The sequence below is a fragment of the Rubrivivax sp. JA1055 genome (assembly GCF_020966565.1).
Classification (GTDB): domain Bacteria; phylum Pseudomonadota; class Gammaproteobacteria; order Burkholderiales; family Burkholderiaceae_C; genus Rubrivivax; species Rubrivivax benzoatilyticus.
In genome coordinates, this window is sequence record NZ_JAJKFP010000002.1 from 417042 (window position 1) to 443531 (window position 26490).

The window sequence follows — 26490 nt, forward strand, 5'->3', positions numbered from 1 at the left end:
GCGGCTCCCTTCAGCGCGACGCCGCCGAAGCCGGCGCCGACGCGGCCGAGGCCGCGGCGCCCACCGCCTGCGGCTGCACGACGTCGCCCGGCTTGACCTTCTGCAGCCCCTCGACGACGACACGCTCGCCTGCCTTCAGCCCCGAGCTCACCAGCCAGCGGCTGCCGATCGTGCGATCGGCGGCGATCGTGCGGCGCTCGAGCTTGTCGCCGGCGCCGACGACGAGCACGCTGGCCGAGCCGTCGGTGTTGCGCGAGACGGCCTGCTGCGGCACCAGCATCGCGTCGGCCACCGCCGCCGTGGGCAGCAGCGCGCGCACGTACATGCCCGGCAGCAGCAGGCCCTGCGGGTTGGGGAAGGTCGCGCGCAGCGTCACCGTGCCAGTGCCGGTGTCCACCGAGGCGCCGGTCACGCTGAGGCGGCCGGCCAGCGGGTAGGTGCTGCCGTCCTCCAGCCGCAGCGACACCGCGGCGTCGCCGCCAGGCAACTGCTTGACGCGGCCGGCCGCGATGTCGCGCTTGAGCTGCAGCATCTCGGCGCTGGACTGCGTGACGTCGACCTGGATCGGGTCGGTCTGGCGCACCGTGGTCAGCGCTGTCGTCTGGTTGGCGGTGACGAGCGCACCGACGGTGACCGCCGAGACGTCGGCACGGCCGCTGATCGGGCTGGTGACGCGGGTGCGATCGAGGTCGATGCGCGCCGTCTGCAGCGTCGCGCGGGCGGCGGCCAGGTCGGCCTCCGCCTGTTTCAGCGCGGCTTGCGCGTCCTGCAAGTCTTGCCGGCTGACGGCGTCGATCTTGGCCAGCGCCGTCTGGCGCTCGGCGGTGAGGCGATGGGTTTCCGCGGTCGCCTCGGCCCGGGCCACGGCGGCCTCGGCGCTGGCGACCGCGGCGCGGTAGCTGGCGGCGTCGATCTCGTAGAGCACCTGGCCGGCCTTGACGCTGCCGCCTTCGACGAAGCGCCGCGCCTGGACGATGCCGCCGACCTGCGGCCGGATCTCGGCGCTCTGCAGCGCGGTCGTGCGGCCGGGCAGCTCGCTGGACAGCGACACGGTCTCGGTCTGCACGGTGAAGGTGCCGACGACCGTCGGCCGGCCCGGGCCGGGCGCCGCGGCGCCATCCTGGCGGCCGCAGCCGGCGAGCGCGGCCGCGAGCGCGAGGGCCGCCATGGCGAAGGGAATGGGCGTGCGCCGGGCGGCGCGGGAGACGATGGCGGCCATCGGGATGTCCTGCTTCGGGTTCTGCTGGCCCGGATGATTGACGCCGAATGTGGAGGAAAGTTGAAGTCCGCCCCGGTTGCGTCACCAGCGCTTGCACGCGGCGGGGGGCCGTGCGCCAATGCCGACCGTGTCGACGCTCGCTCGCCTCAAACGCCCCGGCATCACCGGCAAGCTCTTCCTTGCAGTGCTGGCCACCGCGACGCTGGTCGCCGTGGCCGTCAGCGTCGCGGCGCAATGGAGTTTCCAGCGCGGCTTCATCGGCTACCTGAACCAGCAGGCCGTGCTGCGCATGGAGCTGGTGCTGCCACGCTTGGCGGCCGCCTACGGCGAGCACGGCAGCTGGGGCTTCCTGCGCAACCGGCCGGAAGTCTGGTTCGGCCTGGTTGGTGTCGGTCCGGCGCATCCGCCGGACCCTCCGGAGCCGCCCGACTCGCCGCCCAGTGCAGCGCCCAAGGGGCCGATGGCCGAGATGATCGCGTCGGATCTGCTGGGCGCCGGCCGGCGGCTGTCGCTGCTGGACAGCCAGCGCCAGCGGGTCACCGGCTTCCCGTTCATCATGGCCGACTCCGAGCAGCGCGAGATCGTCGTCGACGGCCGCACGGTCGGCTGGCTGGCGATGGCGCCGATCCAGACCGTCACCGACGCCGCGGCGGTCGGCTTCCTCGACCGCCAGCTGCTGGCCAGCGCCGCCGCGGTGGCCGTGGCAGTGCTGCTGTCGGCGGCGATCGCCTGGTGGGTGGCGCGCGCGCTGCTGGCGCCGGTGCGCGCCGTGGCCGGCGCCACGCACCGCCTGGCCGCCGGCGGCTACGACACGCGCGTGCCGGTGCGCGGCCGCGACGAGGTGCCCCAGCTCGAGCAGGACTTCAACCAGCTCGCGCTGACCCTGGAGCGCAACGAGCGAATGCGGCGCGACTTCATGGCCGACGTCTCGCACGAGCTGCGCACGCCGCTGGCAGTGCTGCGCGGCGAGCTCGAGGCGCTGGAGGACGGCGTGCACCAGCCGACGCCCGAGCTGCTGCGCCGGCTGCAGCAGGAGGTGGCGACGCTGGCCCAGCTCGTCGGCGACCTGCACGAGCTGGCGCTGGCCGACGTCGGCGCGCTGGCCTACCGCAAGGAAGACCTGGACCTGGTGCCGCTGCTGCGCGGCGAGCTCGCGTCGCTGCAGGCCGAGGCCGCCGAGCGCGGCCTCGCGTTCGAGGCAGGCCTGCCGGCCGGGCCGATCGCCGTCTCGGGCGACGAGCGCCGGCTGCGCCAGCTGCTGCTGAACCTGCTGGCCAACAGCCTGCGCTACACCGACGCCGGCGGCAGCGTGCGCGTGACGCTCGCCGCCGACGGCGGCGACGCCGTGCTCGACCTGCAGGACTCGGCGCCCGGCGTACCTGAGGAACTGCTGCCGCGGCTGTTCGAACGTTTCTTCCGCGTCGAGGCCTCGCGTTCGCGCGGCAGGGGCGGCAGCGGCCTGGGGCTGGCGATCGCGCGCAGCATCGCCGAGGCCCACGGCGGCCGGCTCGAAGCCCGACCCTCGCCGCTGGGCGGCCTGTGGATCCGCCTGGTGCTGCCGCGGCTGCGGCGCCGCGGCGAAGGGGAGGGGGCATGAGTCCTCAGGACTTGTCCGTGGCTCATTCCCGCTCGGCGGGACCGGCCGCAGGCCGAAGGGCGCCCCGCTGAGCGCCGACACCCGCTTCGTGCTCGTCGTCGAGGACGAGCCTTCGCTGGGCCGGCTGGTGGCCGACTACCTGGCCGCCGCCGGCTTCGAGACACGCTGGATCGACGACGGCCTGGCGGTGCTGCCCGCGGTGCGTGAGCGCCTGCCCGACTTGATCGTGCTGGACCTGATGCTGCCCGGGCAGGACGGCCTGTCGATCTGCCGCGAGCTGCGCACGTTCTGCGAGGTGCCGGTGCTGATGCTGACGGCACGTGTCGAGGAGGTCGACCGCCTCGTCGGCCTGGAGGCCGGCGCCGACGACTACGTCTGCAAGCCTTTCAGCCCGCGCGAGGTGGTGGCACGTGTCAAGGCTATCCTGCGCCGGCCGTGGAACCGGCCGGGCGATGCCGCGCCCGGGCTGCAGATCGACGCCGGGCGCTACGAGGCGCGGCTGCACGGCGAGCTGCTGGACCTGACGCCGCTGGAGTTCCGCCTGCTCCAGGCGCTGGCAGAGCAGCCGGGGCGCGTGTTCTCGCGCGACCAGCTGCTCGACCGCCTGCACGACGACCAGCGCGCGCTGAGCGACCGCGCGATCGACAGCCACGTCAAGAACCTGCGCCGCAAGCTCGAGCGGGTCCGTCCCGGGGACGATCCCATCCGCTCGGTCTATGGCGTCGGCTACCGCTTCGAGCTCTGAGCCGGGATATGCGCGGCCGCAAGGTCTCGCACGCCAGGCCGTGGCCCGAGCGCGATTTCGTTCGAGAGGGCGTAGTCCGGCGGCTCAGCTGCGCTCGATCTCGACGGCGGCGCGGTCGATGGCCTCGGCGATGCGGCGCACCGCCTCCTCGGACGGCGCCTCGCCGGCGAAGCGCAGCTGCAGCGCCAGCTTCAGGTTATGCATCGCGCGGTGGATGGCCGGCGAGCGGCGCGCGTCGGCGCTGCCGCCCAGGTGCTGCAGACGCGCCAGCACGCGATCCAGCACCTCCTGCTGGGCCGCCAGCGCCTCTTCGCCGGCGACCGTGATGCGGTACTGCTTGCGGCTGCCACTGGTGTCGGCCAGTTCGACATGACCCAGGTCCTCCAGCATCGCCAGCGTCGGGTAGACGGTGCCGGGGCTGGGGCTGTAGTGGCCGCCGGCCAGGTCCTCGATGGCCTTGATGACCTCGTAACCGTGGCTGGGGCGCTGGCGCAGCACGTGCAGGGCCAGCAGGCGCAGGTCGCCCCCCTCGAGCATGCGCTCGCGGCGGCCTTCGCCGTCAAGGCCGCGGCGGCCACCGCCGCCGAAGTCACCGAAACCGCCCGGGCCGCCGAAGCCGGGGCCGGGGCCGAAGCCGCCGCTACCGCGGCGACCCGCGCTGTGCATCGGGTCGCCGCCACGGCCGACACTGAAACAAGAAGAGTTGCCGCCATCGCGGCCGAAGGAGAGACGTGCGAAGTGCATCGTGGTTCCAAAACTGTGTTGCGATGCACTCACGATATATCTTAGACTGTCATCCGTCAACACTGAATCGAGAGATCCGATGAGACAGCACCGCTACCGCATCACCGTCGAACACCTGGCCGACGCCGATGGCAACCTCCCTGGCAACACCGCGCCGCTGGTCTTCGAGGCCGGCAGCCACGACAACATCCTGCAGATCGTCGAACGATTGCGCGGCCACCCTGGGCTGCCACCGGAGTCGGCCCCGGCGTTTGGCGTCGGTCTGAAGCTCTTCGGCGAGGTCATGCTGGAGAACCGCAAGTCGCCGCTGTTCGTGGACTTCTCGCCACATTTCCGCGACTTCATGCAGGCGTTGAAGTCGGGCGCTCGATCCGCCTGATCCCGCAGGTGTCCCGGCGAGGACGGGTGCTCGCCGTCCGGTGCCGGGCGGCCTGGTTGCGGCGTCGGCTTCGCTGCTGACCCCGACCGCCGCTACACGTCAAGACGTGGCATGACAAGTTTCATTACAAACGCAAAGGAGAATGATTCGCAATAGCGAGCTCTCCGGATAATCCCTGGCATGGACCGGCCGTGGCCTCCGGCGCGACGGTCCTCCACAAGCCACAGGAAAGCTCGCATGTCCCACGTCTTCGCGAACCGCCGCGGCCGCATCCGCATGACCGCCGCGGCCGCCATCGCTGCCTGTGCAGCGGCTGCACACGCCCAGGCCTCCCCCGAGACCGGCTCGCTGCCGACGCTGGTCGTCACCGCCTCGGGCTTCGAGCAGGAGCTGCGCCAGGCGCCGGCGTCGATCACGGTGATCACGCGCGAGGATCTGCAGACGCGCCAGTTCCGCGACCTGGCCGAGGCGCTGCAGGACGTCGAAGGCGTCGACGTGCGCGGCGGCACCGGCAAGACCGGCGGCCTGGACATCAGCATCCGCGGCCTGCCCAGCGAGTACACGCTGGTGCTGATCGACGGCCGGCGCCAGAACGTCGCCGGCGACGTCACGCCCAACGGCTTCGGCGCGGCGCTCAACAGCTTCATGCCGCCGGTGGCGGCGATCGAGCGCATCGAGATCATCCGCGGCCCGATGTCCACGCTGTACGGCTCGGACGCGCTGGGCGGCGTCGTCAACATCATCACGCGCAAGGTCGGCCGCCAATGGGTGGGCAGCGCCGGCGTCACCTTCGGCGTGCCCGAGGCCGGTGACGAAGGCCTGCAGCGCAAGGCCGACGTCTACCTCAGCGGCCCGCTGGTGGCCGACACGCTGGGGCTGCAGCTGCGCGGCAACGTCTACGACCGCAACGCCTCGGAGCGCATCTGGAGCCGAGGCAATGCCCGCGACCCGCGCCCCGGCGAGAGTCTGCAGACCGGCGTCGGCGCCAAGCTGACGCTGACCCCCGGCGCCGGCCACGACGTCTGGCTGGACCTGGACCAGGCGCGCACGCGCTACGACAACGCCGACTGCCGCCTCGGCGGCGTCGACTACCTGAACTGCGCCACCGGCGCGGCCACCACCACCGCCGTCGGCTACCGCGACGAGCTGCGTTTCAACCGCGACCAGGTCGCGCTGGGCCACACCAGCCGCCTGCCTGTCGGCCTGCTCGAGTCGAGCCTGACCCGCAGCGTCACCGAGACCCTGGGACGCACGATCCCCAGCGCCTCGCGCCCGGCGGGCAGCCCCGAGATCGGCCAGGACCGCGAGCTCGAGACCACCAACGTCGTGCTCGACTCCAAGCTCGTCAGCCCGCTCGGCGAGCGCCACGTGCTGAGCACCGGCCTGCAGTGGTGGAAGGCCGAGTTCCACGACAGCCTGCTGCCCGAGGACCACGAGCAGACGATGTGGGCCGTCTTCGCCGAGGACGAGTGGCAGCTCGCCGACGGCCTGACGACGACGCTGGGCGGACGCTACAACCGCCACGACGCCTTCGGCGGCGAGTTCAGCCCGCGCGCCTACCTCGTCTGGGACGCGGCGCCGGGCTGGACGCTCAAGGGCGGCATCAGCGGCGGCTTCAAGGCGCCGCGCCTGAACCAGCTGATCGACGGCGTCTCCGGCATCGGCGGCCAGGGCACGGTGCTGGCGATCGGCAACCCGAACCTCAAGCCCGAGGTCAGCCGCAGCGCCGAACTCGCCGCGCTCTACGACGGCGGCAAGGCCTGGGGCGGCTCGGTGACGCTGTTCCGCAACAAGATCAAGGACCGCATCAGCAGCGGCGGCGGCAGCTGCAGCGTCGACTGGATCTCCAGCTGCAGCGCCAACCCCGGCGCCACCTACGCGATCAACATCGACGAAGGCAAGACCTGGGGCGTCGAGCTCGCCGGCCGGCTGGCGCTGGCCGAACGCTGGGCGCTGACCGCCAACTACACCTGGACCGACAGCGAGGCCATCGTCAACGGTGTCGAGAGCGGCAAGCTCAGCGACACCGCCGAGCACGTCGCCAACGTCCAGCTGCGCTGGAACGCCAGCGATCGCTGGAGCGCCTGGCTGCGCGGCGAGTACCGCGGCGACAGCCGCCGCTTCGACGGCAAGACCTCGGCACTGGCCGGCAACGACGCGCTCGAGTACGCCGCGCTCGGCGACCTGAAGGGCTACTCGCTGTGGCACCTGGGCGGCAGCTACCAGCCGACCAAGACGCTGACGCTGAGCGCCAGCGTGCACAACCTGCTCGACAAGGACTTCGACGAGTTCCGCGCCTGGACCAACACCAGCGGCCAGGAGGTGCTCGGCAGCCCCTACTACAAGTCGACCAGCTCGGTGCGCGGCACCGCGCCCGCGGGCCGCACCTTCTGGGTCGGCGCCAACCTGACGTTCTGATCCCCCACCAGGAGAAACGATGAAGAACTGGAAGACGACGCTGGCCGTCGGCGCCGTCGCGCTCGCCGCGGCCGGCCAGGCCCTGGCGCAGGCCGCGCCGCAGCCGGTGACGGTCTACTCGTCGCGCATCGAGCAGCTGCTCAAGCCGACGCTGGACCGCTACACGCAGGAGACCGGCGTGCGCATCAACCTGCTGACCGACCGCGGCGGCTCGCTCACCGAGCGCCTGGCCGCCGAAGGCGCCAGCTCGCCGGCCGACGTGCTGATCACCGTCGACATGGGCAACCTGTGGAACGCCGCCGAACGCGGCCTGCTGCGCAAGCTGCAGTCTCCGACGCTGGACGCCAACGTGCCGGCCAGCTTCCGCGACCCCGGCAGCCGCTGGTGGGGGCTGTCGCAGCGCGAACGCACGATCTTCTACGCCGCCGGCAAGGTGCAGCCGGCGCAGCTGCCGACCTACGAGGACCTGGCGCTGCCGAAGTGGAAGGGCAAGCTCTGCCTGCGCACCGGCAAGCAGACCTACACCCAGTCGCTGGTGGCGATGATGATCGCCAAGCACGGCGAGGCCCGCGCCGAGGAGATCGCGCGCGGCTGGGTCGCCAACCTCGCGACCGACGTCTTCACCAACGACAACAGCCTGCTGAAGGCGATCGAGGCCGGGCAGTGCGAGGTCGGCATCGCCAACACCTACTACTACGGCCGCATCCTGGCGCGCGAGCCCGAGTTCAACGCCAAGGTCAAGCTGTTCTGGGCCAACCAGGGCGCAGGCGAGGGCGGGGCGCACGTCAACCTGTCCGGCGGCGGCGTGACCACGCACGCGCGCAACCCCGAGGGCGGGCGCAAGCTGCTCGAGTGGCTGTCCTCGCAGGGCGTGCAGCGCGACTACACGCACGGCACCTTCGAGAGCCCGATCAACCCGAAGGCCGAGGCCGACCCGATCGTGCAGGCCTGGGGCACGTTCAAGGCGAGCCCGCTGAACGCAGCCGACATCGGCTCGCGCCAGGCCGCGGCGATCCGCCTGCTCGACCGCGTTGGCTACCGCTGAACGCGGCCTGAACCCGCCGGCCTTCGTGCCGGCGGCGCACCGCACGCGGCATCTGCCCTGGCGCGGCGCGCTCGCCGCGCTGCCGATCGCGCTGCTGACGCTGCTGCCGCTGGGCGCGGTGCTGGTGCTGGCGCTCGCGCCGCAGGCCGACACCTGGGCCCATCTGTGGCAGCACGTGCTGCCGCGCGTGCTGGCCAACACCGCGCTGCTGATGGCGCTGGTGGCCGTCGGCGTGCTCGCCGTCGGCGTGCCGCTGGCCTGGCTGACGGCGATGTGCGAGTTCCCCGGCCGGCGCGTTTTCGCCTGGGCGCTGGTGCTGCCGCTGGCCTTCCCGGCCTACGTGCTGGCCTTCGTGCAGATGGGCCTGTTCGAGTACGCCGGCCCGGTGCAGACGGCGCTGCGCGAGCTCTTCGGCAGCAGCCGCTGGTTCCCCGAGATCCGCGGCAGCTTCTGGGGGCTGACGCTGGTGCTGGTGCTGGCCTTCTACCCCTACGTCTACCTGCTGGCGCGCGGCGCCTTCCTGACCCAGGGCCGGCGTGCGCTGGAGGCGGCGCAGACGCTGGGCTGCTCGCCGGCCGGCGCGCTGTGGCGCGTGGCGCTGCCGATGGCGCGGCCGTGGATCGGCGCCGGCCTGGCGCTGGTGCTGATGGAGACGCTGGCCGACTTCGGCGCCGTCGCGGTGTTCAACGTCGACACCTTCACGACCGCGCTCTACAAGGCCTGGTTCGACCTGCACGACCTGGGTGCGGCGGCGCAACTGGCCTCGCTGCTGGTGCTCGTCGTGCTGGTGCTGGTCGCGGCCGAGCAGCGCTCGCGGCAGGCGCAGCGTTTCGACGCCGCGGCCGGCGGCGATGCGCGGCGCGCGCTCGGGCCGCGCGCGCGCTGGCTGGCCACCGCGTTCTGCGCGGCGGTGCTCGGTGCGGCCTTCGTCGTGCCGATGCTGCAGATCGTCGTCTGGTCGCTGCAGGTCTGGCGCGAGGACCTGGACGCGCGCTACTGGGGCTTCGCCTGGAACACGCTGCGCCTGGCCGGCGCCACCGCGGCGGCGGTCACGGTGCTGGCGCTGCTGCTGTCGTGGATCCGCCGCCGCCATGCCGACGCCGCCACCGCCTGGCTGGTGCGGCTGGCGGTCGTCGGCTACGCCTTCCCCGGCGTGGTGCTGGCGGTCGGCGTGTTCGTGCCGATCGCCTGGCTCGACGAGCAGCTGCTGGCGCTGCTGAAACCCTTCGGCGTCGAGCCGCTGGCGCTGCTCAAGGGCAGCCTGGCGACGATGCTGCTGGCGCTGGCGGCGCGTTTCATGGCCGTGGGCTTCCACGCCACCGACAGCGCGATGCAGCGCGTCAGCCGCCACCAGGAAGAGGCCTGCGCCTCGCTGGGCCTGACGCCGTGGCAGACGCTGCGCCGGCTGCACCTGCCGCTGCTGCGCGGCGGCCTGCTCGCGGCCTTCCTGATGGTGCTGGTCGACGTCATGAAGGAGATGCCGATCACGCTGATGACGCGCAGCTTCGGCTGGGACACGCTGGCCGTGCGCGTGTTCCAGCTCACCTCCGAGTCGATGTGGCAGCAGGCGGCGCTGCCGGCGCTGGCCATCGTGCTCGTCGGCCTGCTGCCGGTGGCGCTGCTGGTCATGCAGACCGAACGCCGGCCCTCGTCCCGAACCCCGTCCTGAGTCGCTCACGATGCTCGAAGTCGAACACCTCACCCTGGGTTATGGCGCGACGGACGTCGTGCAGCGGGCCTCGCTGGCCCTGGCGCGCGGCGAGATCGGCTGCCTGCTGGGGCCCTCGGGCTGCGGCAAGACGACGCTGCTGCGCGCCATCGCCGGTTTCGAGGCGCCGCGTGCCGGCCGCATCCTGCTCGACGGGCGTGTCGTCGCGACGGCCGAACGCCAGCTGCCGGCGCGCGAACGCGGCGTCGGCATGGTCTTCCAGGAGCACGCGCTGTTCCCGCATCTGGACGTCGAGGGCAACGTGGCGTTCGGGCTGCGCGGGCTGGCGGCTGCCGAACGCCGCGCGCGTGTCGGCGAGATGCTGGCGCTGGTCGGCCTGGACGGGATGCGGCAGCGCTGGCCGCACGAGCTGTCCGGCGGCCAGCAGCAGCGTGTCGCGATCGCCCGCGCGCTGGCGCCGCGGCCGGCGCTGCTGCTGCTCGACGAGCCGTTCTCCAGCCTGGACACCGGGCTGCGCGAGTCGATCGCGCGCGAGCTGCGCAGCATCCTGCGCCAGGCCGGCGCCACCGCGCTGATGGTCACGCACGACCAGCCCGAGGCCTTCGCGATGGCCGACCGCATCGGCGTCATGGCCGGCGGCCGGCTGTGCCAGTGGGCCGACGCCTTCGATCTGTACCGGCGTCCGGCGACGCCCGAGGTCGCGGCGCTGGTCGGCAGCGGCGTGCTGCTGCCGGCGCGGCGTGTCGCCGAGGGCTGGCAGACCGTGCTGGGCCGGCACGACGCGGCGACGCCGGTCTTCGGCGACGGCGACGGCACCCGCGTGCTGCTGCGCCCGCAGGCGCTGCGCCTGGTCGACGACGGCGGGGTGCCGGCGACGGTGGCCGTGCGCATGTTCCGCGGCAGCCACTTCGAGTACGAGCTCGTGCTCGCCGACACGACGCGGGTGCTGGTGCACGGCGACACCGGGCGCGCGCACGAGGTCGGCACCGTCGTCGGCCTCGTGCCGGCGGGCTGATCAGGTCTCTTCGTCGGCCTCGATGACGAGGCGCAGGCGCTCGGCGCCGCCGCATTCGACGAAGGCCTGCAGCCGCAGCTCGCGCCCGACCGGCACGCTGCGGCGGAAGCGGAAGTCCAGGCCGTCGTAGCGGCCTGCGGGGTCGGTGGCGATGCGCCGCGACCACTGCAGCTCGCCGTCGGCGAGCACACGCAGCGCGTGCCAGGGCTCGTGCGCGTCGGCGCGCGGACGCACGCTCATCGCCACCGAGATCTCGAAGCGGCGTTCGCGGCGCGCGTCGGCCGGCACGACGAGCAGCGCGTCGGCGCGGTCGCCGGCGTCCAGGTGCCAGCGTTCGGGGCGGGCGGGATCGGCGGGGCGGGCGGTGCTGCTCAAGGCGGTGACGTGTCGGAGGCGGCGAGGGCCGCGAGCGTAGCGCAGCCCGCGCCGGCGGCGCATGGCCGTGCCCGGCGCGCGCTTATGCTCGCGGCCGTGATGAACACGATCCCGATGAACCGCCGCCGTGCCGCGGCGCGGCCGTCGCGGCACGCAGCATGGGCGCGATGAACGATCGCCGCCGTGCCGGCGCCGGCGGCCTGGTCTATTCCACCGAGGGCGGGCGCATGTGCCCGGCCTGCCGCCGGCCGCTGGCCGAGTGCGCCTGTGCTGCGCCGAAGGCGGCGCCGGCCGGCGACGGCATCGTGCGCGTCGGCCGCGAGACCGCCGGCCGTGGCGGCAAGGGTGTCACCGTCGTGCGCGGGCTGGCGCTCGACGAGGCCGCGCTGGCCGCCCTGGCCAAACGCCTGAAGGCGCACTGCGGCAGCGGCGGCACGGCCAAGGACGGCGTCATCGAGATCCAGGGCGAGCACCGCGACAAGGTGCTGGCCTTCCTCCAGCAGCAGGGCTGGACGGTGCGGCGCAGCGGCGGCTGAGCCGGCGCGGTCAGCCCGCCCGGGAGCGAGCCGACGCGACAAGACGCCAGCCACGGCATGGCGCCGTGGCCGGACGGGGCAGGCGTCGACGCCGGCTCAGGTCGCCGGGGTGGTGATGCCCAGGCAGTTGTTGCAACGGCCCAGCCCGCGCAGGCGCGGGTCGGGCTTGCCGTCGCCCGTCTTGAAGTTGGCGTGGCACTTGATGCACACGTACATCTTCGAGCTGGACATCATCGGCTTGACGCCGGGTTCGGCATTGGGACGGGCGGCGGTGTACTCGGCCTGGGTCTGGCGGAGTTTCGGGCCGGGCGGGGTGGTCGGGGTCGACGGAGGTGCTGCGGAACGGCGGGTGGCCATGGCGCTATGTAGGAGGCTGCGAGAGCCTTTCGTATCGCGAACCCCTTATTGTCCCTTGAAATGAGGTCGTCTCGCTGCTTGATCCGTGTCGCCTCGACCGATCAGGGGGGATGCCATACTTCAGGCCCTCAGGTCACGACTGATGCCGCAGCTGCCACCCGACTTTCCCGGTCGTTTCGAACTCGCCGACGAGGTCCACGCGCGCCCCCCCGAGCCGCTGGAGCTGCCGTCGAGAGCGACCTATGTCGCGGTGATGGTCGACCCGACCGACCGCGAGAGCGAGCGCGCCCACATCGTGCGCCTGTTCGAGGCCTTCGGCGCCGAGCCGCCGGACGCCTCGCTGACGCAGTTCAGCGCCTCGATCGGGCCGCTGCGCATCAAGTGGGAGCGCCACGGCGAGTTCTCCGGCTACGTCTTCCTGCTGCCCGGGCTGAGCCCGGCGCCGTTCTCCGAGCCGGCGACGACGCGGCTGCCTGCCGGCTGGCTGGAGGCCATTCCCGGCCAGACCATCGTCGCCGCGCACGCCAAGCTCGTCGGTGGCGCCGAGCCGGTGCCCGACCCGCAGGCGCTTGCCGACCACTTCGGCGGCAACATCGTCGTCGGCTCGTCGATCGGCGAGGGCGCCGGCTACGCTTTCACCGACTTCAAGATCCACGCCGACGGCTGCGCGCGTTTCGTGCTGATGGACCGCGGCCTGACGCCGCGCCAGGCCGGCCGCATGCTGCAGCGCCTGCTCGAGATCGAGGCCTACCGCATGCTCGCGCTGCTGGCGCTGCCGATGGCGCGCGAGCAGCTGCCGCGCATCGTGCAGATCGAACGTTCGCTCGAGACGCTGACCGGCGAGATCGCCCGTGAAGGCGCCGACGAGGAGCGCTTGCTGCAGGAGCTGACGCGCACCGCCGCCGAGATCGAGCACGAGCTCACTGCGACCCAATACCGCTTCGGCGCCACGCGCGCCTACGCCGAGCTGGTGCGCACCCGCATCGCCGAGCTGCGCGAGGTGCGCATCCCCGGCACGCAGACCATCGAGGAGTTCATGGCGCGGCGCTTCACGCCGGCCGTGGCCACCTGCAACACCGTCTCGCAGCGCCTGCACGAGCTGGCCGACCGCGTCGCCCAGGCCAGCGGCCTGCTGGCCACGCGGGTGGGCATCGTGCGCGAGAAACAGAACCAGGCGCTGCTGGCGTCGATGAACCGGCGCGCGCAGCTGCAGCTGCGGCTGCAGAAGGCCGTCGAAGGGCTGTCGATGGCGGCCATCGTCTACTACGCCGCCGGCCTCGTCGGCTACGTCGTCAAGGGCGGCAAGGCCGCCGGGCTGCCGCTGGACCCCGAGCTGATCGTCGGCCTGTCGATCCCGCTGCTGGCCGGCGTCGCCTACCTCGTGCTGCGGCGCGCCCGCCGCCACCTCGCCACCAGCGAGCGTGATTCCTGAAGATCCCCGACCCTCCTGAAAGCCCGTTTCCTCATGAAGTTGACGTATCCCTTCTCGGCCATCGTCGGCCAGGACGAGATGAAGCTCGCCATCCTCATCGCCGCGGTGGACCCGAGCGTGGGCGGGGTGCTGGTCTTCGGCGACCGCGGCACTGGCAAGTCGACCGCCGTGCGTGCGCTGGCGGCGCTGCTGCCCAAGATGAAGGCCGTCGTCGGCTGCCCCTACAACCGTGACCCGGCGCTCGAACCCGCCGGCGCGCCCAAGCCCAAGACCCACCTCGTGCCGGTGCCGGTCGTCGACCTGCCGCTGGGCGCCACCGAAGACCGCGTCGTCGGCGCGCTCGACCTCGAACGTGCGCTGTCGCAAGGCGTCAAGGCCTTCGAGCCCGGCCTGCTGGCGCGTGCCAACCGCGGCTTCCTGTACATCGACGAAGTCAACCTGCTCGAAGACCACCTCGTCGACCTGCTGATCGACGTCGCCGCCTCGGGCGAGAACGTCGTCGAACGCGAAGGCCTGTCGGTGCGCCACCCCGCGCGCTTCGTGCTGGTCGGCTCGGGCAACCCGGAAGAAGGCGAGCTGCGGCCGCAGCTGCTCGACCGTTTCGGCCTGTCGGTCGAGGTCAAGACGCCGACCGACATCCCGGTGCGCATCGAGATCGTGCGCCGCCGCGACGCCTTCGAGCGCGACCCCGAGGGCTTCACCGAGAAGTGGAAGGCCGAGGACGACAAGATCCGCCGCCGCATCCTGGCCGCACGCAAGCGCCTGGAAGACGTGCAGGTGCCCGACGCCGCGCTGGAGCGCGCCGCCCAGCTGTGCATGAAGCTCGGCACCGACGGCCTGCGCGGCGAGCTGACGCTGATGCGCGCCGCGCGTGCGCTGGCCGCGATCGACGGCGACAAGGCCGTCGGCGACAGCCAGCTCAAGCGCATCGCCGCGCCGGCGCTGCGCCACCGCCTGCGCCGCAACGTGCTCGACGACGCCGGTTCCACGGTGCGTGTCGACCGCGCCGTCCAAGAGCTGTTCCCCGCCTGATCCCGATGAAAGCCTGGGAAGACGCCACGCTGGCGGCGGCGGTGTTCGCCGTCGACCCGGCGGGCATCGGCGGCGTGCACGTGCGCTCGCCGGCCGGCCCGGTGCGCGACCGCTGGCTGGCGGCGCTGACACGCGCGCTGCCGACGCCGCCGCGGCGCATGCCGGTGGGCATCGCCGACGACCGCCTGCTCGGCGGCCTGGACTTGGCCGGCACGCTGCAGGCCGGGCGCCCGGTCGCGCAGCGTGGCCTGCTCGCCGACGCCGACGGCGGCGTCGTGCTCGCGGTGATGGCCGAGCGCCTGCCGCCGGGCACCGCGGCGAAGATGGCCGCGGTCATCGACCGCCACGAGGTCGTCGTCGAACGCGACGGCGTCGCGCTGTCGCACCCGACCCGTTTCGGCGTCGTCGCCTTCGACGAAGGCGGCCCCGACGACGACCCGGTGCCGGTCGCGCTGACCGACCGCCTGGGGCTCAAGCTCGACTTCACGCAGATCCCGCCGCGCGAGGCGCCCGAGATCGACTTCGGCGACGTCGCCGACGCGCGCGCGCTGCTGCCGCGTGTGCGCTGCGGCGACGAGGCGCTGCAGGCGCTGGTGCAGGCCGCCGTCGCGCTGGGCATCGCCTCGCTGCGTGCGCCGCTGCACGCCTTGCGCGTGGCCTGCGCGCACGCCGCGCTGAACGGCCGCGACACGGTCGAGGCCGAGGATGCCGCGGCCGCCGCACGCCTGGTGTTCGCGCCGCGCGCGACGCAGCTGCCGGCGCCGCCCGAGCAGGAACAGGAAGCCCCGCCCGAGGAGCCGCCGCCTCCGCCGCCGGATCAGCAGGACCCGAACCAGGACCCGCCGCCGCCGGACAACGAGCAGCAGGCCGAGGAGCTGAAGGGCCCGATGGAAGACCAGGTGCTCGACGCCGTGCTCGCGTCGCTGCCGCCGGCGCTGCTGGCGCAGATGCAGGCCGACTACGCGTCGCGCGAACGCGCGCGTTCGTCGGGCAAGTCGGGCGCGCTGCACAAGGGCGGCCACCGCGGCCGGCCGTCGGGCATCCGCCGCGGCGAGCCCAAGGCCGGCCAGCGCCTGAACCTGATCGCGACGCTGCGCGCCGCGGCGCCCTGGCAACGGGTGCGCGGCGCGGTCAAGCCGCGGGTGCAGGTGCGGCCCGACGACTTCCACGTCACGCACTACCGCCAGCGGCGCGAGACGACGACGATCTTCGTCGTCGACGCCTCCGGCTCGTCGGCGCTGAACCGCATGGCCGAGGCCAAGGGCGCGGTCGAACTGCTGCTGGCCGACTGCTACGTGCGCCGCGACAAGGTGGCGGTGATCGCCTTCCGCGGCAAGGCCGCCGAGCTGCTGCTGCCGCCGACGCGTTCGCTGGTGCGCGCCAAGCGCAGCCTGGCCGGCCTGCCCGGCGGCGGCGGCACGCCGCTGGCGGCGGCCGTCGACGCCGCCGGCGCGCTGGCCGAGTCGATCCGCCGCCGCGGCGACACGCCGCTGGTGGTCTTCCTGACCGACGGCCGCGCCAATGTCGCGCTCGACGGCACCGGCGGCCGGCCCAAGGCCGAGGCCGATGCGCTGGACGCCGCCAAGCGCATGCTGGCCAGCGGCGCGGCGACGATGCTGATCGACACCTCGCCGCAGCCGGCGGCGCAGGCGCGCAAGATCGCCGGTGCGATGCAGGCGACCTACATGCCGCTGCCTTACGCCGGCGCGCAGACCCTGTCGCAGGTGGTGCGCGCCCGCGCCGGTGGCTGAAGACCGCCGCTTCGTCAACGCCGCCGGCCTGCGCTGGCACGTCGAACGTTCCGGGCGCGGCCCGGGCACGATGCTGCTGCTGCACGGCACCGGCGCGTCGGCGCACAGCATGGCGGCGCTGGGCGAACGACTGGCCTGGCGCTGGCGCCTCGTCGCGCCCGACCTGCCGGGCCACGGCGAGACCAGCCGGCCGACACCCGAGCAGCTGACGCTGCCCGGCATGGCCGCCGCCGTCGGCGCGCTGCTGGCCGAGATGAAGCTCGCGCCCGACGTCGTCGTCGGCCACTCGGCCGGCGCCGCGGTCGCGGTGCGCATGGTGCTCGACGGCCTGGTGAAGCCCTCGGTCGTGGTGTCGATCAACGGCGCCTTCCTGCCGTTCGGCGGCCGCGCGGCGGCGCTGCTGTCGCCGCTGGCGCGGCTCCTGTACGCGCAGCGCTGGGTCTCGCACCTGTTCGCGCGCCGCGCCGAGGACCCGGCCGTCGTGCGCCGGCTGATCGAAGGCACCGGCTCGCACCTGGACCAGGACGGGCTGGACGCCTACCGGGCGCTGATGACACGCCCGGCCACGCCGAGGCGGCGCTGGGCATGATGGCCCACTGGGACCTGAGCACGATGGAACAGGACCTGCGGCGTTTTCCGGTGCCGCTGTGGCTGGTCACCGGGCTGCGCGACCGCGCGGTGCGGCCGTCGCAGGCGCGGCGCGTGGCAGCGCTGTGCCCGCGGGCGCTGGTCCTGCCGCTGCCCGGCGTCGGCCACCTCGCGCACGAGGAAGCCCCTGACGCGGTCGCCCGTCTGCTCGGGACCTTGCCGGCGCCGGCGGTATAACGCGCCGACGCCCGTTCCCGAGGAGTCCCCGATGCACCAGACCCTGGAGGCGCTGCTGCGAGCCGGCGCCGAAGACGCCGTCGCGCTGGCCGCGCCCGGCCGCGCGCCGCTCAACTACCGCGGCCTGCGCGCGCAGATCGCCGGCACCGTCGCGACGCTGAACACGCTGGGCGTCGGCCGCGGCGACCGCGTCGCGATCGTGCTCGCCAACGGCCCCGAGATGGCGAGCTGCTTCGTCGCCTGCGCCAGCGGCGTCGCCAGCGCGCCGCTGAACCCGGCCTACCGCGCCGAGGAGTTCGAGTTCTACCTCTCGGACCTGCGCGCCAAGGCGCTGATCGTCGAACGCGGCAGCGCCTCGCCGGCGGTGGCGGTCGCCGAACGCCTGGGCGTGCGTGTGCTCGACCTCGTCGTCGCCGACGGCGCGCCGGCCGGCAGCTTCACGCTGGTGCCGCGCGATGGCAGCGCCGCCAGCACGCCGGCGGCCGACGGCGGCCCGGCCCAGCCCGGCGACGTCTCGATGGTGCTGCACACCTCGGGCACGACCTCGCGGCCGAAGATCGTGCCGCTGTCGCAGGCCAACCTGGCGGCGTCGGCGCAGCACATCCGCGACACGCTGCAGCTGACGCCGGCCGACGGCGGCCTGAACGTGATGCCGCTGTTCCACATCCACGGCCTGATCGCCGGCGTGCTGGCGCCGCTGGCCGCGGGCTCGCGCATCTTCTGCACGCCGGGTTTCGACGCGCTGAAGTTCTTCGGCTGGATGGACGAGGCCGCGCCCACCTGGTACACCGCGGTGCCGACGATGCACCAGGCGATCCTCGGCCGCGCGCGGCGCAACGCCGAGGTCATCGCGCGGCATCCGCTGCGTTTCCTGCGTTCGTCGTCGTCGTCGATGCCGCCGCAGGTGATCCGCGAGCTGGAAGAGGTGTTCGGCGCGCCGCTGATCGAGGCCTACGGCATGACCGAGGCCACGCACCAGATGGCCTGCAACCCGCTGCCGCCGGCCGTGCGCAAGCCCGGCAGCGTCGGCCCGGCGGCCGGCCCCGAGATCGCGATCATGGACGAGGGCGGCACGCTGCTGCCGCGCGGCGCGGTCGGCGAGATCGTCATCCGCGGCCCCAACGTCACCGCCGGCTACGAGTCCAACCCGAAGGCCAACGCCGAGGCGTTCACGAACGGCTGGTTCCGCACCGGCGACCAGGGCACGCTGGACGCCGACGGCTACGTGACGATCACCGGGCGCCTGAAGGAGATCATCAACCGCGGCGGCGAGAAGATCAGCCCGCGCGAGATCGACGAGATCCTGATGGACCACCCGGCCGTCGCCCAGGTCGTCTGCTTCGGCATGCCGCACCCCAAGCTCGGCGAGGAGGTCGCCGCCGCCGTCGTGCCGCGTGAAGGCCAGCAGCCGAGCGAACGCGAACTGCAGGACTTCGTCGCCGCGCGTGTCGCCGACTTCAAGGTGCCCAGGCGCATCCTGTTCATGGCCGAGATCCCCAAGGGCGCGACCGGCAAGCTGCAGCGCATCGGCATGGCCGCCAAGCTGGGGCTGGGCGGATGAGGATCACGATCGTCGGCGCCGGCGCGATCGGCGGTTATCTCGGCGCGCGGCTGTCGGCCGCCGGCGAGCAGGTCAGCTTCATCGCGCGTGGCCGCAACCTGGAGGCGATCCGCGCGCGCGGCTTCCGCCTGATCCTCGAAGACGGCAGCGAGCTGGCGGCGCCCGAAGCCCGGGCCTTCGAGCGCATGGACGAGGCCGGGCCGCAGGACGTCGTCATCCTCGCCGTCAAGGCGCACCAGGTCGCCGACCTGCTGCCCGGGCTGCCGGCGCTGCTGGCGCCGCACACCAGCGTCGTCACGATGATCAACGGCGTGCCCTGGTGGTACTTCCACCAGCTCGCCGGCCCGTACGAAGGGCGGCAGCTCGAAAGCGTGGACCCGGGCGGGCGCATCGCCGCGGCGATCGCGCCGGAGCGCATCCTCGGCGGCATCGTCTACCCGGCGGCCGAACTCGTCGAGCCGGGGCTGGTGCGTGTCGTCGAAGGCAACCGCTTCACGATCGGCGAGCCCGACGGCAGCCGCAGCGAGCGGGCCGAGGCGCTGTCGCAGGCACTGATGAAGGCCGGCTTCAAGGCGCCGGTGGCGCGCGACATCCGCGCCGAGCTCTGGGTCAAGCTCTGGGGCAACCTGTGCTTCAACCCGATCAGCGCGCTGACGCAGGCGACGCTCGAGGACATCACGCGCTTCGGCCCGACACGCGCGCTGGCCGCCGCGGCGATGGCCGAGGCCCAGACGGTGGCCGAGGCGCTGGGCGTGCGATTCCGCATCACGCTGGAGCAGCGCCTGGCCGGTGCCGAGGCGGTGGGCGCGCACAAGACCTCGATGCTGCAGGACGTCGAACATGGCCGCGCGCTGGAGCTGGAGGCGCTGGTCGGCGCGGTGGCCGAACTCGGCCGCATCGTCGGCCGGCCGACGCCGACGGTGGACGCGCTGTACGCGCTGGCTTCGCTGCTGGCGCGCACGCTGGCCGCGCAGAACGGGCGGCTGGCGCTGCAGCCGGCCTGACGCGGCACCAAGAAAAACCCCGCCGGGCGGCGGGGTTCAACGCGAGACCGGAGCGTGCGTTCAGCGCACGACCAGCACCGGCAGCGTGCTGTGCGTCAGCACCTTCTGCGTCTCGCTGCCGAGCAGCAGCGCGCTGACGCCGCGGCGGCCGTGCGAGGCCATGACGATCAGGTCGCATTCCTGGTTCTTGGCGTGGTCGATGATCGCCTCCCAGGGATGCAGGGCCTCGACGGTGTGGCCGCTGCAGGCCACGCCGACAGCGCTGGCGGCTTCGATGACGGCCTTCACGCGCGACGACGCGATGCGTTCCTGCGCGTCGTAGAACTCCTGCGGCGGCACCGGCTGCATCTCGGAGATCGCGCTGTACGGGAAGGGCTCCTTGACGCCGATGACGAACATTTCGGCGCCGGCGAGCCGGGCCAGTTCCAGAGCCGTCTGGACCGCCTTGGCCGTGATCTCGGAGCCGTCGGTGGGGACCAGGATGCGCTTGTACATGGAGACTCCTTTGGGTTCGATGTTTCGAGTGTTCTGCAGGGCCGGGGTTCCTGCAAGCGGGGTTGGATTGATGGAAGTCAGCCGCGAGCGATGGGGCGCGCGGGGTCGCGGCACCACTCGCTCCACGAGCCCGGGTACAGCCGCATGCCCTCGAAGCCGGCATGCGCCATCGCCAGCAGGTTGTGGCAGGCGGTGACGCCGCTGCCGCACTGCAACACCACCTGCTCGGCCGGCGTCGCCCAGCGCTCGAACTCGGCGCGCAGCGTGGAGGCGGGCTTGAAGCGGCCGTCGGCCTGCAGGTTGTCCTTGAAGCAGCGGTTCGTCGCGCCGGGAATGTGGCCGCCGACCGGGTCGATCGGCTCGACCTCGCCGCGGAAGCGTTCGCCGGCACGGGCGTCGACGAGGCGCACGTGGCCCAGCGCGGCGAGCAGCGACTCGGCGGTGATCGTCGGCATCGCCGGCGCGGGGCTCAGCGGGTAGGGCGCGCCGGCGGCCGGCGCGGTGGCGGCGATCACGAGTTCGCCGCCGGCGGCGGTCCAGGCCGCCGGGCCGCCGTCGAGCACCGCGACCTTCTCGTGGCCCAGCCACTTCAGCATCCACCACGCGCGTGCCGCGTACGGCCCGCCCTGGGCGTCGCAGCAGACGATCTGGGTCTCGGGGCGGATGCCCCAGGCGCCGACGGTGGCGGCGAAGGCCTCGCGCGTGGGCAGCGGGTGGCGGCCGCGCCGGCCGTCGCCCTTGGGGCCGGACAGATCACGTTCGAGGTGGGCGTAGATCGCGCCCGGCAGGTGGCCGGCGGCGTACGCGCGTTCGCCGGCGGCCGGGTCGCCGAGGTCGAAACCGCAGTCGAGCACGACGACGCCGGCCGGCGCGGTGCGCAGGTCCTCGGCGCTGACAAGGGTGGTGAAGCTCATCTCAGGTCTCCGTGGAAGGGGTGAGGCGGGGCGTGCGGGCGAGCCAGGTGGCGGCGATGCCGGCGGCGACGATCAGCGCCATGCCGGCCAGCGCCGACAGCGTGACCGGGTCGTCGAACAGCCAGACGCCGAAGCCGAAGGAATAGACGATGCCCAGGTACTGCAGCACCGCGTTCGTCATCGGCTGGCCGATGGCGTAGGCGCGCGTCATCATCAGCTGCGCCACCGAGGCCAGCACGCCGGTGGCCAGCAGCAGCGCGACGCCGCGTGCGCTGTGCGCGCTGGGGCCGCCTGACGCGAACATCAGCAGCGCGCCGGCCGCCACGCCACCGGCAGCGAAATAGAAGACGATGCGCTGCTCTGGCTCGCCGGCCTGGCCCAGCGAGCGCACGTGCAGCAGCGCCTGGGCCGACAGCAGCCCCGACACCAGCCCGGCCAGCCCGTGCAAAAGCTGGCTCGATTCGATCGTCGGCTTGAGCACCAGCGCGACGCCGGCGAAGCCGGCCAGCACCGCGGCCAACAGCCGGGCGTCGAGACGCTGGCCGCCGCGCCAGGCGGCGCCGACGAGGAAGGCGGCGATCCACACCGACGAGGTGTAGTTCAGCGTCATCGCCGTGGCCAGCGGCAGCGTGCCCAGCGCGTAGAACCACAGGCAGATCGCGCCGACGCCGGCAGCGCTGCGCTTGAAGTGCAGCCCCGGCACGCGTGTGGCCAGTGGCGTGCCGCTGGCGCGCAGCAGCACGGCCATCAGCACGACGCTGACGGCCGAGCGGTACATGACGATCTCGCCGGCGCCGTACTGCGCCGACGCGAGCTTGACGCACAGCCCCATCGCCGCGAACAGGAACGCGGCGCCGGCGATCAGCAAGGGGGCACGCAGCGGGCCCGGGGCCGGCTGCGCGCGGCTCACCGCGACAGGTTCATCTGCCGCCGGTACCACTCGTGGAACTGTTGCATGCCGTCTTCCATCGGGCTCTGGTAGGGCCCGACCTCGTTGTCGCCGCGCACCATCAGCGCGTGGCGGCCGGCGTCCATTCTCTCCGCGATCTCGTCGTCCTCGATGCAGGTCTCCATGTAGGCGGCCTGCTGGGCCTCGACGAACTCGCGCTCGAACAGCGCGATCTCCTCGGGGTAGAAGAACTCGACCAGGTTCAGCGTCTTGCGCGGGCCCCTGGGGAACAGCGAGGACACGACGAGCACGTGCGGATACCACTCGACCATGATCGTCGGGTAGATCGTCAGCCACACCGCGCCCTGCGCCGGCGGCTGGCCGGCGCGGTAGGCGAGCAGCGCGTCGTGCCAGCGGCGGTAGACCGGCGAGCCCGGCCGCGCCAGCGCCTGGTGCACGCCGACCGTCTGCACCGAGTGGTGCGCGCCGAACTCCCAGCGCAGGTCGTTGCAGGTGACGAACGAACCCAGCCCCGGGTGGAACGGGCCGACGTGGTAGTCCTCGAGGTAGACCTCGATGAAGGTCTTCCAGTTGTAGTCGCACTCGTGCACGACGGCGCGGTCGAAGACGTAGCCCGAGAAGTCGAGCAGCGGCTGCGGCGCCATGCCGGCCAGGTCGGCGACGAGGTCGCGCCCGTTGTCCTCGAACAACAGCCCGTTCCACGCGCGCAGCGGGTACTGCTTCAGGTTCAGGCAGGGGTCTTCGGCGAAGTGCGGCGCGCCGACCAACTGGCCTTGCAGGTCGTAGGTCCAGCGGTGCAGCGGGCAGACGATGCCGCCCTGGGTGCGGCCGCGGCCCTTGAGCATGATCGCCTGGCGGTGGCGGCAGACGTTGGAGACGAGCTCGATGCCGCGTTCGTGGCGCACGAGCGCGCGCCCCTCGCCTTCGTGCACGAGGGCGTGATAGTCGCCAGTGGCGGGAACGGCGAGCTCGTGCCCGACGTAGCGCGGGCCGGACTCGAAGATGAGTTTCTGTTCCTGCTGGAACAGACCCTCGTCGAAATAGTGGGTGACGGGAAGCTGAGACGTGCTTCGATCGAGAGCTTCGAGACGGATGCTCAGGTCAGACATGATCCGAGGGGATCCTCCGTGACGGATGTCCAAACCCCCGCCCGGTGGCCCCGCGGGCGGGCATGGTGACTGACGAATGCGCCCCTCGGTGGCGTCGCATGGGTTTCGTCAGGCGAACCGACCATTGTACCGGCCGGATGGGTGGCGCAGCGGGGCAGGCGGAGTGTCCGAGCGCCGCACTGCCGTGTGTCTAGAATGCCCGGCTTGCTGTCACGTTCCCACCGAATGTCGTCCGTCCCCGCCCCGCAGGAGCCCGCCAGCTACGAGCAGGCCGTCGCCGAACTGGACCGTCTGGTCCAGCAGATGGAGACCGGCCAGATGCCGCTGGACCAGTTGCTCGACGGCTACAGGCGCGGCAGCGAACTGCTGACCTTTTGTCGCAACCGGCTGCAGGCGGTCGAGGAACAGGTCAAGCTACTTGACGATGGACAGCTGAAGACATGGAGCGCACCCTGAATTTCGATCAATGGGCGCGACGCCAGCTCGACGCGGTGGAAGCCGCGCTCGAAGCCTGGGTTCCCGACAATGCTCCCGCCGGCCTCGGCGAAGCGATGCGCTACGGCGTGCTCGACGGCGGCAAGCGGCTGCGGCCGCTGCTGGTGCTGGCCGCCTGCGAGGCGCTGGGCGGCTCGCGTGAAGCCGCGCTGCGCAGTGCCTGCGCGGTGGAACTGATCCACGCCTACTCGCTGGTGCACGACGACATGCCGTGCATGGACAACGACGTGCTGCGCCGGGGCAAGCCGACGGTGCACGTGAAGTACGGCGAGGCCCAGGCGATGCTGGCCGGCGACGCGATGCAGGCGCTGGCCTTCGAGATCCTGACCCCCGACGAAGGCGTCGAGCCGGCGCTGCAGGCGCGCCTGGTGCGCCTGCTGGCGCGTGCCGCGGGCCACGCCGGCATGGCCGGCGGCCAGGCCATCGACCTGGCCAACACCGGGCGTTTGCTCGACGAGGCCACGCTGCGCGAGATGCACCGCAAGAAGACCGGCGCGCTGCTGCTGGTCAGCGTGCAGATGGGCGCGGCCTGCGGCTCGCCGGCGCCGGCCACCTGGCAGGCGCTGTCCGAGTACGGCGAGGCCATCGGCCTGGCCTTCCAGGTCGTCGACGACATCCTCGACTGCACCCAGGCCTCCGACAAGCTCGGCAAGACCGCCGGCAAGGACCTGGAGGCCAACAAGCCGACCTACGTCTCGGTGCTCGGCCTGGAGCCTGCCCGCCGCTACGCGCAGGAGCTGCGCACGCAGGCGCATGCGGCACTGGCGCGCGCCGGCCTGGCCGATGGCGCAGCCCTGGCCGCGATCGCCGACAAGGTGGTGGAACGCGAGAACTGAACTGACGGCTTCATCCCCGTTGCCGGCCGTCGGGAGGCGGGCGACTTCGGGAGCGGTTCGTGGTGCCGTCACCGGCGCCGCGGCTCGTCCAGCGCGGTGGAAACTGACATGAGCAAAATCCTCGATTCGATCCAGACGCCGGCCGACCTGCGCCGCATGTCGCGCAGCGACCTGCCCGGGCTCGCGCGCGAAGTGCGCGAGTTCGTGCTGAACACCGTCAGCCAGACCGGGGGGCACCTCGGCAGCAACCTGGGCACGGTGGAGCTGACGGTGGCGCTGCACTACGTGTTCAACACGCCGCACGACCGCATCGTCTGGGACGTCGGCCACCAGACCTATCCGCACAAGGTGCTGACCGGCCGGCGCGAGCGCATGCACACGCTGCGCCAGCTCGGCGGCATCGCCGGCTTCCCGCGCCGCGACGAGAGCGAGTACGACACCTTCGCCACCGGCCACAGCTCGACCAGCATCAGCGCCGCGCTGGGCATGGCGCTGGCGGCCAAGCAGAAGGGCGAGGACCGCAAGGCGATCGCCGTCATCGGCGACGGCTCGATGACCGCCGGCATGGCCTTCGAGGCGCTGAACAACGCCGGCGTGCCGCACGCCGGCGTCAACGCCGACATCCTCGTCATCCTCAACGACAACGACATGTCGATCAGCCCGCCGGTGGGCGCGCTGAACAAGCACCTGGCGCGGCTGATGAGCGGCAACTTCTACGCCGCCGCACGCGAAGGCGTGAAGGGCGTGCTGAAGGCTGCGCCGCCGCTGTTCGAGCTGGCGCGCCGTTTCGAGGAGCACGCCAAGGGCATGGTCGTGCCGGGCACGATCTTCGAGGAGTTCGGCTTCAACTACGTCGGCCCGATCGACGGCCACGACCTCGACGCGCTGATCCCGACGCTGGAGAACCTGCGCAACAAGAAGGGCCCGCAGTTCCTGCACGTGGTCACGAAGAAGGGCTACGGCTACAAGATGGCCGAGGCCGACCCGGTCAAGTACCACGCCGCCAGCGGCCGCTTCAACCCGGCCGAGGGCTTCCCCAAGAGCAGCGGCGGCAAGCCGACCTTCACCCAGGTCTTCGGACAGTGGCTGTGCGACATGGCCGAGGCCGACGAGCGCCTGGTCGGCATCACGCCGGCGATGCGCGAAGGCTCGGGCATGGTCGAGTTCCACAAGCGTTTCCCGCGCCGCTACCACGACGTCGGCATCGCCGAGCAGCACGCGGTGACCTTCGCCGCCGGCCTGGCCTGCGAAGGGCTGAAGCCGGTCGTCGCGATCTACAGCACCTTCCTGCAGCGTGCCTACGACCAGCTGGTGCACGACGTCGCGCTGCAGAACCTGCCGGTGGTCTTCGCGCTGGACCGCGCCGGCATCGTCGGCGCCGACGGCCCGACGCACGCCGGCGTCTACGACATCGCCTTCATCCGCTGCATCCCGAACTGCGCGCTGCTGGCGCCCAGCGACGAGAACGAATGCCGCCAGGCGCTGACCACGGCCTATCGCCGCGACCAGCCGGTGGCCGTGCGCTACCCGCGCGGCAGCGGCTGCGGCGCCGAGATCGAGACCGGCCTCAGCGAATGGGAATGGGGCAAGGGCGTCGTGCGCCGCGAAGGCCAGCGCATCGCGATCCTGGCCTTCGGCACGCTGCTGCACCCGGCGCTGGCCGCCGCCGAGAAGCTCGGCGCGACGGTCGTCGACATGCGTTTCGTGAAGCCGATGGACGAGGCGCTGGTGCTCGAGATGGCGCGCCGCCACGAGGCCATCGTCACCGTCGAGGAAGGCTGCGTGATGGGCGGTGCCGGCAGCGCGGTGCTCGAGTGCCTGGCCGCCGCCGGCGTGACGACGCCGGTGCTGCAGCTGGGCATTCCCGACCGTTTCACCGAACACGGCGACCCGAACAAGCTGCTGTCGATGATGGGCCTGGACGCCGAGGGCATCGAAGCCTCGATCGTCAAGCGTTTCGCCAGCCGCCCGGCGCTGGCCGCGGTCAACGGCTGAGCCGGCTGCGCCCGCACCCGAAGGCCGCCTGC

At 72.6% G+C, this 26490-nt stretch carries 26 protein-coding genes; 18 read left to right on the forward strand and 8 right to left on the reverse strand.

What is annotated here, in order from left to right; genetic code table 11:
• Positions 1 to 10: 10 nt before the first annotated feature.
• Positions 11 to 1219, reverse strand: coding sequence for an efflux RND transporter periplasmic adaptor subunit (locus LOC65_RS05055; protein ID WP_230246837.1), 1209 nt, complete (start codon positions 1217 to 1219; stop codon positions 11 to 13).
• Positions 1220 to 1337: 118 nt separating this feature from the next.
• Here LOC65_RS05055 and LOC65_RS05060 point away from each other — a divergent pair, with 118 nt between their 5' ends.
• Together LOC65_RS05060 and LOC65_RS05065 are read left to right on the forward strand one after the other, a co-directional pair.
• Positions 1338 to 2816, forward strand: a complete 1479-nt coding sequence (locus tag LOC65_RS05060; protein ID WP_230246838.1) for an ATP-binding protein — start codon at positions 1338 to 1340, stop codon at positions 2814 to 2816.
• Between the two features lie 67 nt (positions 2817 to 2883).
• Positions 2884 to 3561: a response regulator gene (locus tag LOC65_RS05065; RefSeq protein ID WP_255718614.1), complete on the forward strand. Its 678-nt coding sequence runs from the start codon at positions 2884 to 2886 to the stop codon at positions 3559 to 3561.
• Positions 3562 to 3645: 84 nt separating this feature from the next.
• On the opposite strand, the gene LOC65_RS05070 is transcribed toward LOC65_RS05065, so the two are convergent.
• Positions 3646 to 4305, reverse strand: a complete 660-nt coding sequence (locus LOC65_RS05070; RefSeq protein ID WP_230246840.1) for a PadR family transcriptional regulator — start codon at positions 4303 to 4305, stop codon at positions 3646 to 3648.
• Positions 4306 to 4384: 79 nt separating this feature from the next.
• Here LOC65_RS05070 and LOC65_RS05075 point away from each other — a divergent pair, with 79 nt between their 5' ends.
• The 5 genes from LOC65_RS05075 (at position 4385) to LOC65_RS05095 (ending at position 10831) form a co-directional block, all read left to right on the forward strand.
• On the forward strand, positions 4385 to 4684 hold the full coding sequence (locus tag LOC65_RS05075) for a DUF3861 domain-containing protein (RefSeq protein ID WP_230246841.1): 300 nt from the start codon (positions 4385 to 4387) through the stop codon (positions 4682 to 4684).
• A gap of 237 nt (positions 4685 to 4921) precedes the next feature.
• The gene (locus LOC65_RS05080; protein ID WP_230246842.1) at positions 4922 to 7102 is read left to right on the forward strand and encodes a TonB-dependent receptor domain-containing protein; all 2181 of its coding nucleotides are present in this window, start codon (positions 4922 to 4924) and stop codon (positions 7100 to 7102) included.
• A 19-nt stretch (positions 7103 to 7121) separates the two neighbouring features.
• On the forward strand, positions 7122 to 8147 hold the full coding sequence (locus LOC65_RS05085) for an extracellular solute-binding protein (RefSeq protein ID WP_230246843.1): 1026 nt from the start codon (positions 7122 to 7124) through the stop codon (positions 8145 to 8147).
• The gene (locus LOC65_RS05090; protein WP_009855342.1) at positions 8134 to 9816 is read left to right on the forward strand and encodes an iron ABC transporter permease; all 1683 of its coding nucleotides are present in this window, start codon (positions 8134 to 8136) and stop codon (positions 9814 to 9816) included. Before LOC65_RS05085 ends, LOC65_RS05090 begins: the two co-directional genes overlap by 14 nt.
• A 10-nt stretch (positions 9817 to 9826) precedes the next feature.
• The gene (locus LOC65_RS05095) at positions 9827 to 10831 is read left to right on the forward strand and encodes an ABC transporter ATP-binding protein (protein WP_230246844.1); all 1005 of its coding nucleotides are present in this window, start codon (positions 9827 to 9829) and stop codon (positions 10829 to 10831) included.
• On the opposite strand, the gene LOC65_RS05100 is transcribed toward LOC65_RS05095, so the two are convergent.
• The gene (locus LOC65_RS05100) at positions 10832 to 11206 is read right to left on the reverse strand and encodes a hypothetical protein (RefSeq protein WP_009855344.1); all 375 of its coding nucleotides are present in this window, start codon (positions 11204 to 11206) and stop codon (positions 10832 to 10834) included.
• Between the two features lie 167 nt (positions 11207 to 11373).
• Between LOC65_RS05100 and LOC65_RS05105 the strand changes: the two genes are divergently transcribed.
• The gene (locus tag LOC65_RS05105; RefSeq protein WP_009855345.1) at positions 11374 to 11742 is read left to right on the forward strand and encodes a translation initiation factor Sui1; all 369 of its coding nucleotides are present in this window, start codon (positions 11374 to 11376) and stop codon (positions 11740 to 11742) included.
• Positions 11743 to 11838: 96 nt separating this feature from the next.
• On the opposite strand, the gene LOC65_RS05110 is transcribed toward LOC65_RS05105, so the two are convergent.
• On the reverse strand, positions 11839 to 12099 hold the full coding sequence (locus LOC65_RS05110; protein ID WP_138938741.1) for a hypothetical protein: 261 nt from the start codon (positions 12097 to 12099) through the stop codon (positions 11839 to 11841).
• A gap of 142 nt (positions 12100 to 12241) precedes the next feature.
• Between LOC65_RS05110 and LOC65_RS05115 the strand changes: the two genes are divergently transcribed.
• The 7 genes from LOC65_RS05115 to LOC65_RS05145 are packed head-to-tail and all read left to right on the forward strand — an operon-like array spanning position 12242 to position 19704.
• Positions 12242 to 13531, forward strand: coding sequence for a DUF3422 family protein (locus tag LOC65_RS05115; RefSeq protein ID WP_009855347.1), 1290 nt, complete (start codon positions 12242 to 12244; stop codon positions 13529 to 13531).
• A 33-nt stretch (positions 13532 to 13564) separates the two neighbouring features.
• The gene (gene bchI, locus LOC65_RS05120) at positions 13565 to 14563 is read left to right on the forward strand and encodes a magnesium chelatase ATPase subunit I (protein WP_230246845.1); all 999 of its coding nucleotides are present in this window, start codon (positions 13565 to 13567) and stop codon (positions 14561 to 14563) included.
• 5 nt (positions 14564 to 14568) lie between these two features.
• Positions 14569 to 16314: a magnesium chelatase subunit D gene (locus tag LOC65_RS05125; protein WP_230246846.1), complete on the forward strand. Its 1746-nt coding sequence runs from the start codon at positions 14569 to 14571 to the stop codon at positions 16312 to 16314.
• Positions 16307 to 16903 carry an alpha/beta fold hydrolase BchO gene (bchO, locus tag LOC65_RS05130; protein ID WP_230246847.1) on the forward strand — a complete coding sequence of 199 codons (597 nt, stop codon included), beginning with the start codon at positions 16307 to 16309 and terminating at the stop codon, positions 16901 to 16903. The genes LOC65_RS05125 and bchO overlap by 8 nt, the downstream gene beginning before the upstream one ends.
• Positions 16900 to 17139, forward strand: a complete 240-nt coding sequence (locus LOC65_RS05135; RefSeq protein ID WP_230246848.1) for an alpha/beta fold hydrolase — start codon at positions 16900 to 16902, stop codon at positions 17137 to 17139. Before bchO ends, LOC65_RS05135 begins: the two co-directional genes overlap by 4 nt.
• A 31-nt stretch (positions 17140 to 17170) precedes the next feature.
• Positions 17171 to 18700 carry an acyl--CoA ligase gene (locus LOC65_RS05140; RefSeq protein ID WP_230246849.1) on the forward strand — a complete coding sequence of 510 codons (1530 nt, stop codon included), beginning with the start codon at positions 17171 to 17173 and terminating at the stop codon, positions 18698 to 18700.
• Positions 18697 to 19704 (forward strand): 2-dehydropantoate 2-reductase, encoded by a 1008-nt coding sequence (locus LOC65_RS05145; RefSeq protein WP_230246850.1) that lies wholly within the window; start codon positions 18697 to 18699, stop codon positions 19702 to 19704. The genes LOC65_RS05140 and LOC65_RS05145 overlap by 4 nt, the downstream gene beginning before the upstream one ends.
• Positions 19705 to 19764: 60 nt before the next feature.
• Here LOC65_RS05145 and LOC65_RS05150 read toward each other — a convergent pair whose 3' ends face one another.
• From LOC65_RS05150 to LOC65_RS05165, 4 genes are all read right to left on the reverse strand, one after another.
• A complete protein-coding gene (locus tag LOC65_RS05150; RefSeq protein WP_009855353.1) occupies positions 19765 to 20199 on the reverse strand; it encodes a universal stress protein in 435 nt (144 codons plus the stop codon).
• Between the two features lie 77 nt (positions 20200 to 20276).
• Positions 20277 to 21113 (reverse strand): sulfurtransferase, encoded by an 837-nt coding sequence (locus LOC65_RS05155; RefSeq protein ID WP_230246851.1) that lies wholly within the window; start codon positions 21111 to 21113, stop codon positions 20277 to 20279.
• 1 nt (position 21114) lies between these two features.
• Positions 21115 to 22023 carry a DMT family transporter gene (locus LOC65_RS05160; RefSeq protein WP_009855355.1) on the reverse strand — a complete coding sequence of 303 codons (909 nt, stop codon included), beginning with the start codon at positions 22021 to 22023 and terminating at the stop codon, positions 21115 to 21117.
• Entirely contained in the window at positions 22020 to 23132 is a 1113-nt protein-coding gene (locus LOC65_RS05165; RefSeq protein WP_230246852.1) for an aromatic ring-hydroxylating dioxygenase subunit alpha, read from the reverse strand. Before LOC65_RS05165 ends, LOC65_RS05160 begins: the two co-directional genes overlap by 4 nt.
• A 225-nt stretch (positions 23133 to 23357) precedes the next feature.
• On the opposite strand from LOC65_RS05165, the gene xseB reads away from it, so the two are divergent.
• From xseB to dxs, 3 genes are all read left to right on the forward strand, one after another.
• A complete protein-coding gene (gene xseB, locus LOC65_RS05170; RefSeq protein WP_009855357.1) occupies positions 23358 to 23588 on the forward strand; it encodes an exodeoxyribonuclease VII small subunit in 231 nt (76 codons plus the stop codon).
• On the forward strand, positions 23573 to 24463 hold the full coding sequence (locus LOC65_RS05175; RefSeq protein ID WP_230246853.1) for a polyprenyl synthetase family protein: 891 nt from the start codon (positions 23573 to 23575) through the stop codon (positions 24461 to 24463). Before xseB ends, LOC65_RS05175 begins: the two co-directional genes overlap by 16 nt.
• A gap of 108 nt (positions 24464 to 24571) precedes the next feature.
• Positions 24572 to 26458, forward strand: coding sequence for a 1-deoxy-D-xylulose-5-phosphate synthase (dxs, locus tag LOC65_RS05180; protein WP_164964237.1), 1887 nt, complete (start codon positions 24572 to 24574; stop codon positions 26456 to 26458).
• Positions 26459 to 26490: the final 32 nt, after the last annotated feature.

Excerpts from the sequence above, each read along its gene's own strand:
- xseB (WP_009855357.1), top strand. The coding sequence starts at position 23,358 with ATGTCGTCCGTCCCCGCCCCGCAGGAGCCCGCCAGCTACGAGCAGGCC.
- bchI (WP_230246845.1), top strand. The coding sequence starts at position 13,565 with ATGAAGTTGACGTATCCCTTCTCGGCCATCGTCGGCCAGGACGAGATG.
- LOC65_RS05060 (WP_230246838.1), top strand. The coding sequence starts at position 1,338 with ATGCCGACCGTGTCGACGCTCGCTCGCCTCAAACGCCCCGGCATCACC.
- LOC65_RS05155 (WP_230246851.1), bottom strand. The coding sequence starts at position 21,113 with ATGAGCTTCACCACCCTTGTCAGCGCCGAGGACCTGCGCACCGCGCCG.
- LOC65_RS05055 (WP_230246837.1), bottom strand. The coding sequence starts at position 1,219 with ATGGCCGCCATCGTCTCCCGCGCCGCCCGGCGCACGCCCATTCCCTTC.
- LOC65_RS05125 (WP_230246846.1), top strand. The coding sequence starts at position 14,569 with ATGAAAGCCTGGGAAGACGCCACGCTGGCGGCGGCGGTGTTCGCCGTC.
- LOC65_RS05115 (WP_009855347.1), top strand. The coding sequence starts at position 12,242 with ATGCCGCAGCTGCCACCCGACTTTCCCGGTCGTTTCGAACTCGCCGAC.
- LOC65_RS05110 (WP_138938741.1), bottom strand. The coding sequence starts at position 12,099 with ATGGCCACCCGCCGTTCCGCAGCACCTCCGTCGACCCCGACCACCCCG.
- LOC65_RS05105 (WP_009855345.1), top strand. The coding sequence starts at position 11,374 with ATGAACGATCGCCGCCGTGCCGGCGCCGGCGGCCTGGTCTATTCCACC.
- LOC65_RS05095 (WP_230246844.1), top strand. The coding sequence starts at position 9,827 with ATGCTCGAAGTCGAACACCTCACCCTGGGTTATGGCGCGACGGACGTC.
- dxs (WP_164964237.1), top strand. The coding sequence starts at position 24,572 with ATGAGCAAAATCCTCGATTCGATCCAGACGCCGGCCGACCTGCGCCGC.
- LOC65_RS05140 (WP_230246849.1), top strand. The coding sequence starts at position 17,171 with ATGCACCAGACCCTGGAGGCGCTGCTGCGAGCCGGCGCCGAAGACGCC.
- LOC65_RS05165 (WP_230246852.1), bottom strand. The coding sequence starts at position 23,132 with ATGTCTGACCTGAGCATCCGTCTCGAAGCTCTCGATCGAAGCACGTCT.
- LOC65_RS05175 (WP_230246853.1), top strand. The coding sequence starts at position 23,573 with ATGGAGCGCACCCTGAATTTCGATCAATGGGCGCGACGCCAGCTCGAC.
- LOC65_RS05150 (WP_009855353.1), bottom strand. The coding sequence starts at position 20,199 with ATGTACAAGCGCATCCTGGTCCCCACCGACGGCTCCGAGATCACGGCC.
- LOC65_RS05075 (WP_230246841.1), top strand. The coding sequence starts at position 4,385 with ATGAGACAGCACCGCTACCGCATCACCGTCGAACACCTGGCCGACGCC.
- LOC65_RS05135 (WP_230246848.1), top strand. The coding sequence starts at position 16,900 with ATGATGGCCCACTGGGACCTGAGCACGATGGAACAGGACCTGCGGCGT.
- LOC65_RS05085 (WP_230246843.1), top strand. The coding sequence starts at position 7,122 with ATGAAGAACTGGAAGACGACGCTGGCCGTCGGCGCCGTCGCGCTCGCC.
- LOC65_RS05080 (WP_230246842.1), top strand. The coding sequence starts at position 4,922 with ATGTCCCACGTCTTCGCGAACCGCCGCGGCCGCATCCGCATGACCGCC.
- LOC65_RS05070 (WP_230246840.1), bottom strand. The coding sequence starts at position 4,305 with ATGCACTTCGCACGTCTCTCCTTCGGCCGCGATGGCGGCAACTCTTCT.
- LOC65_RS05145 (WP_230246850.1), top strand. The coding sequence starts at position 18,697 with ATGAGGATCACGATCGTCGGCGCCGGCGCGATCGGCGGTTATCTCGGC.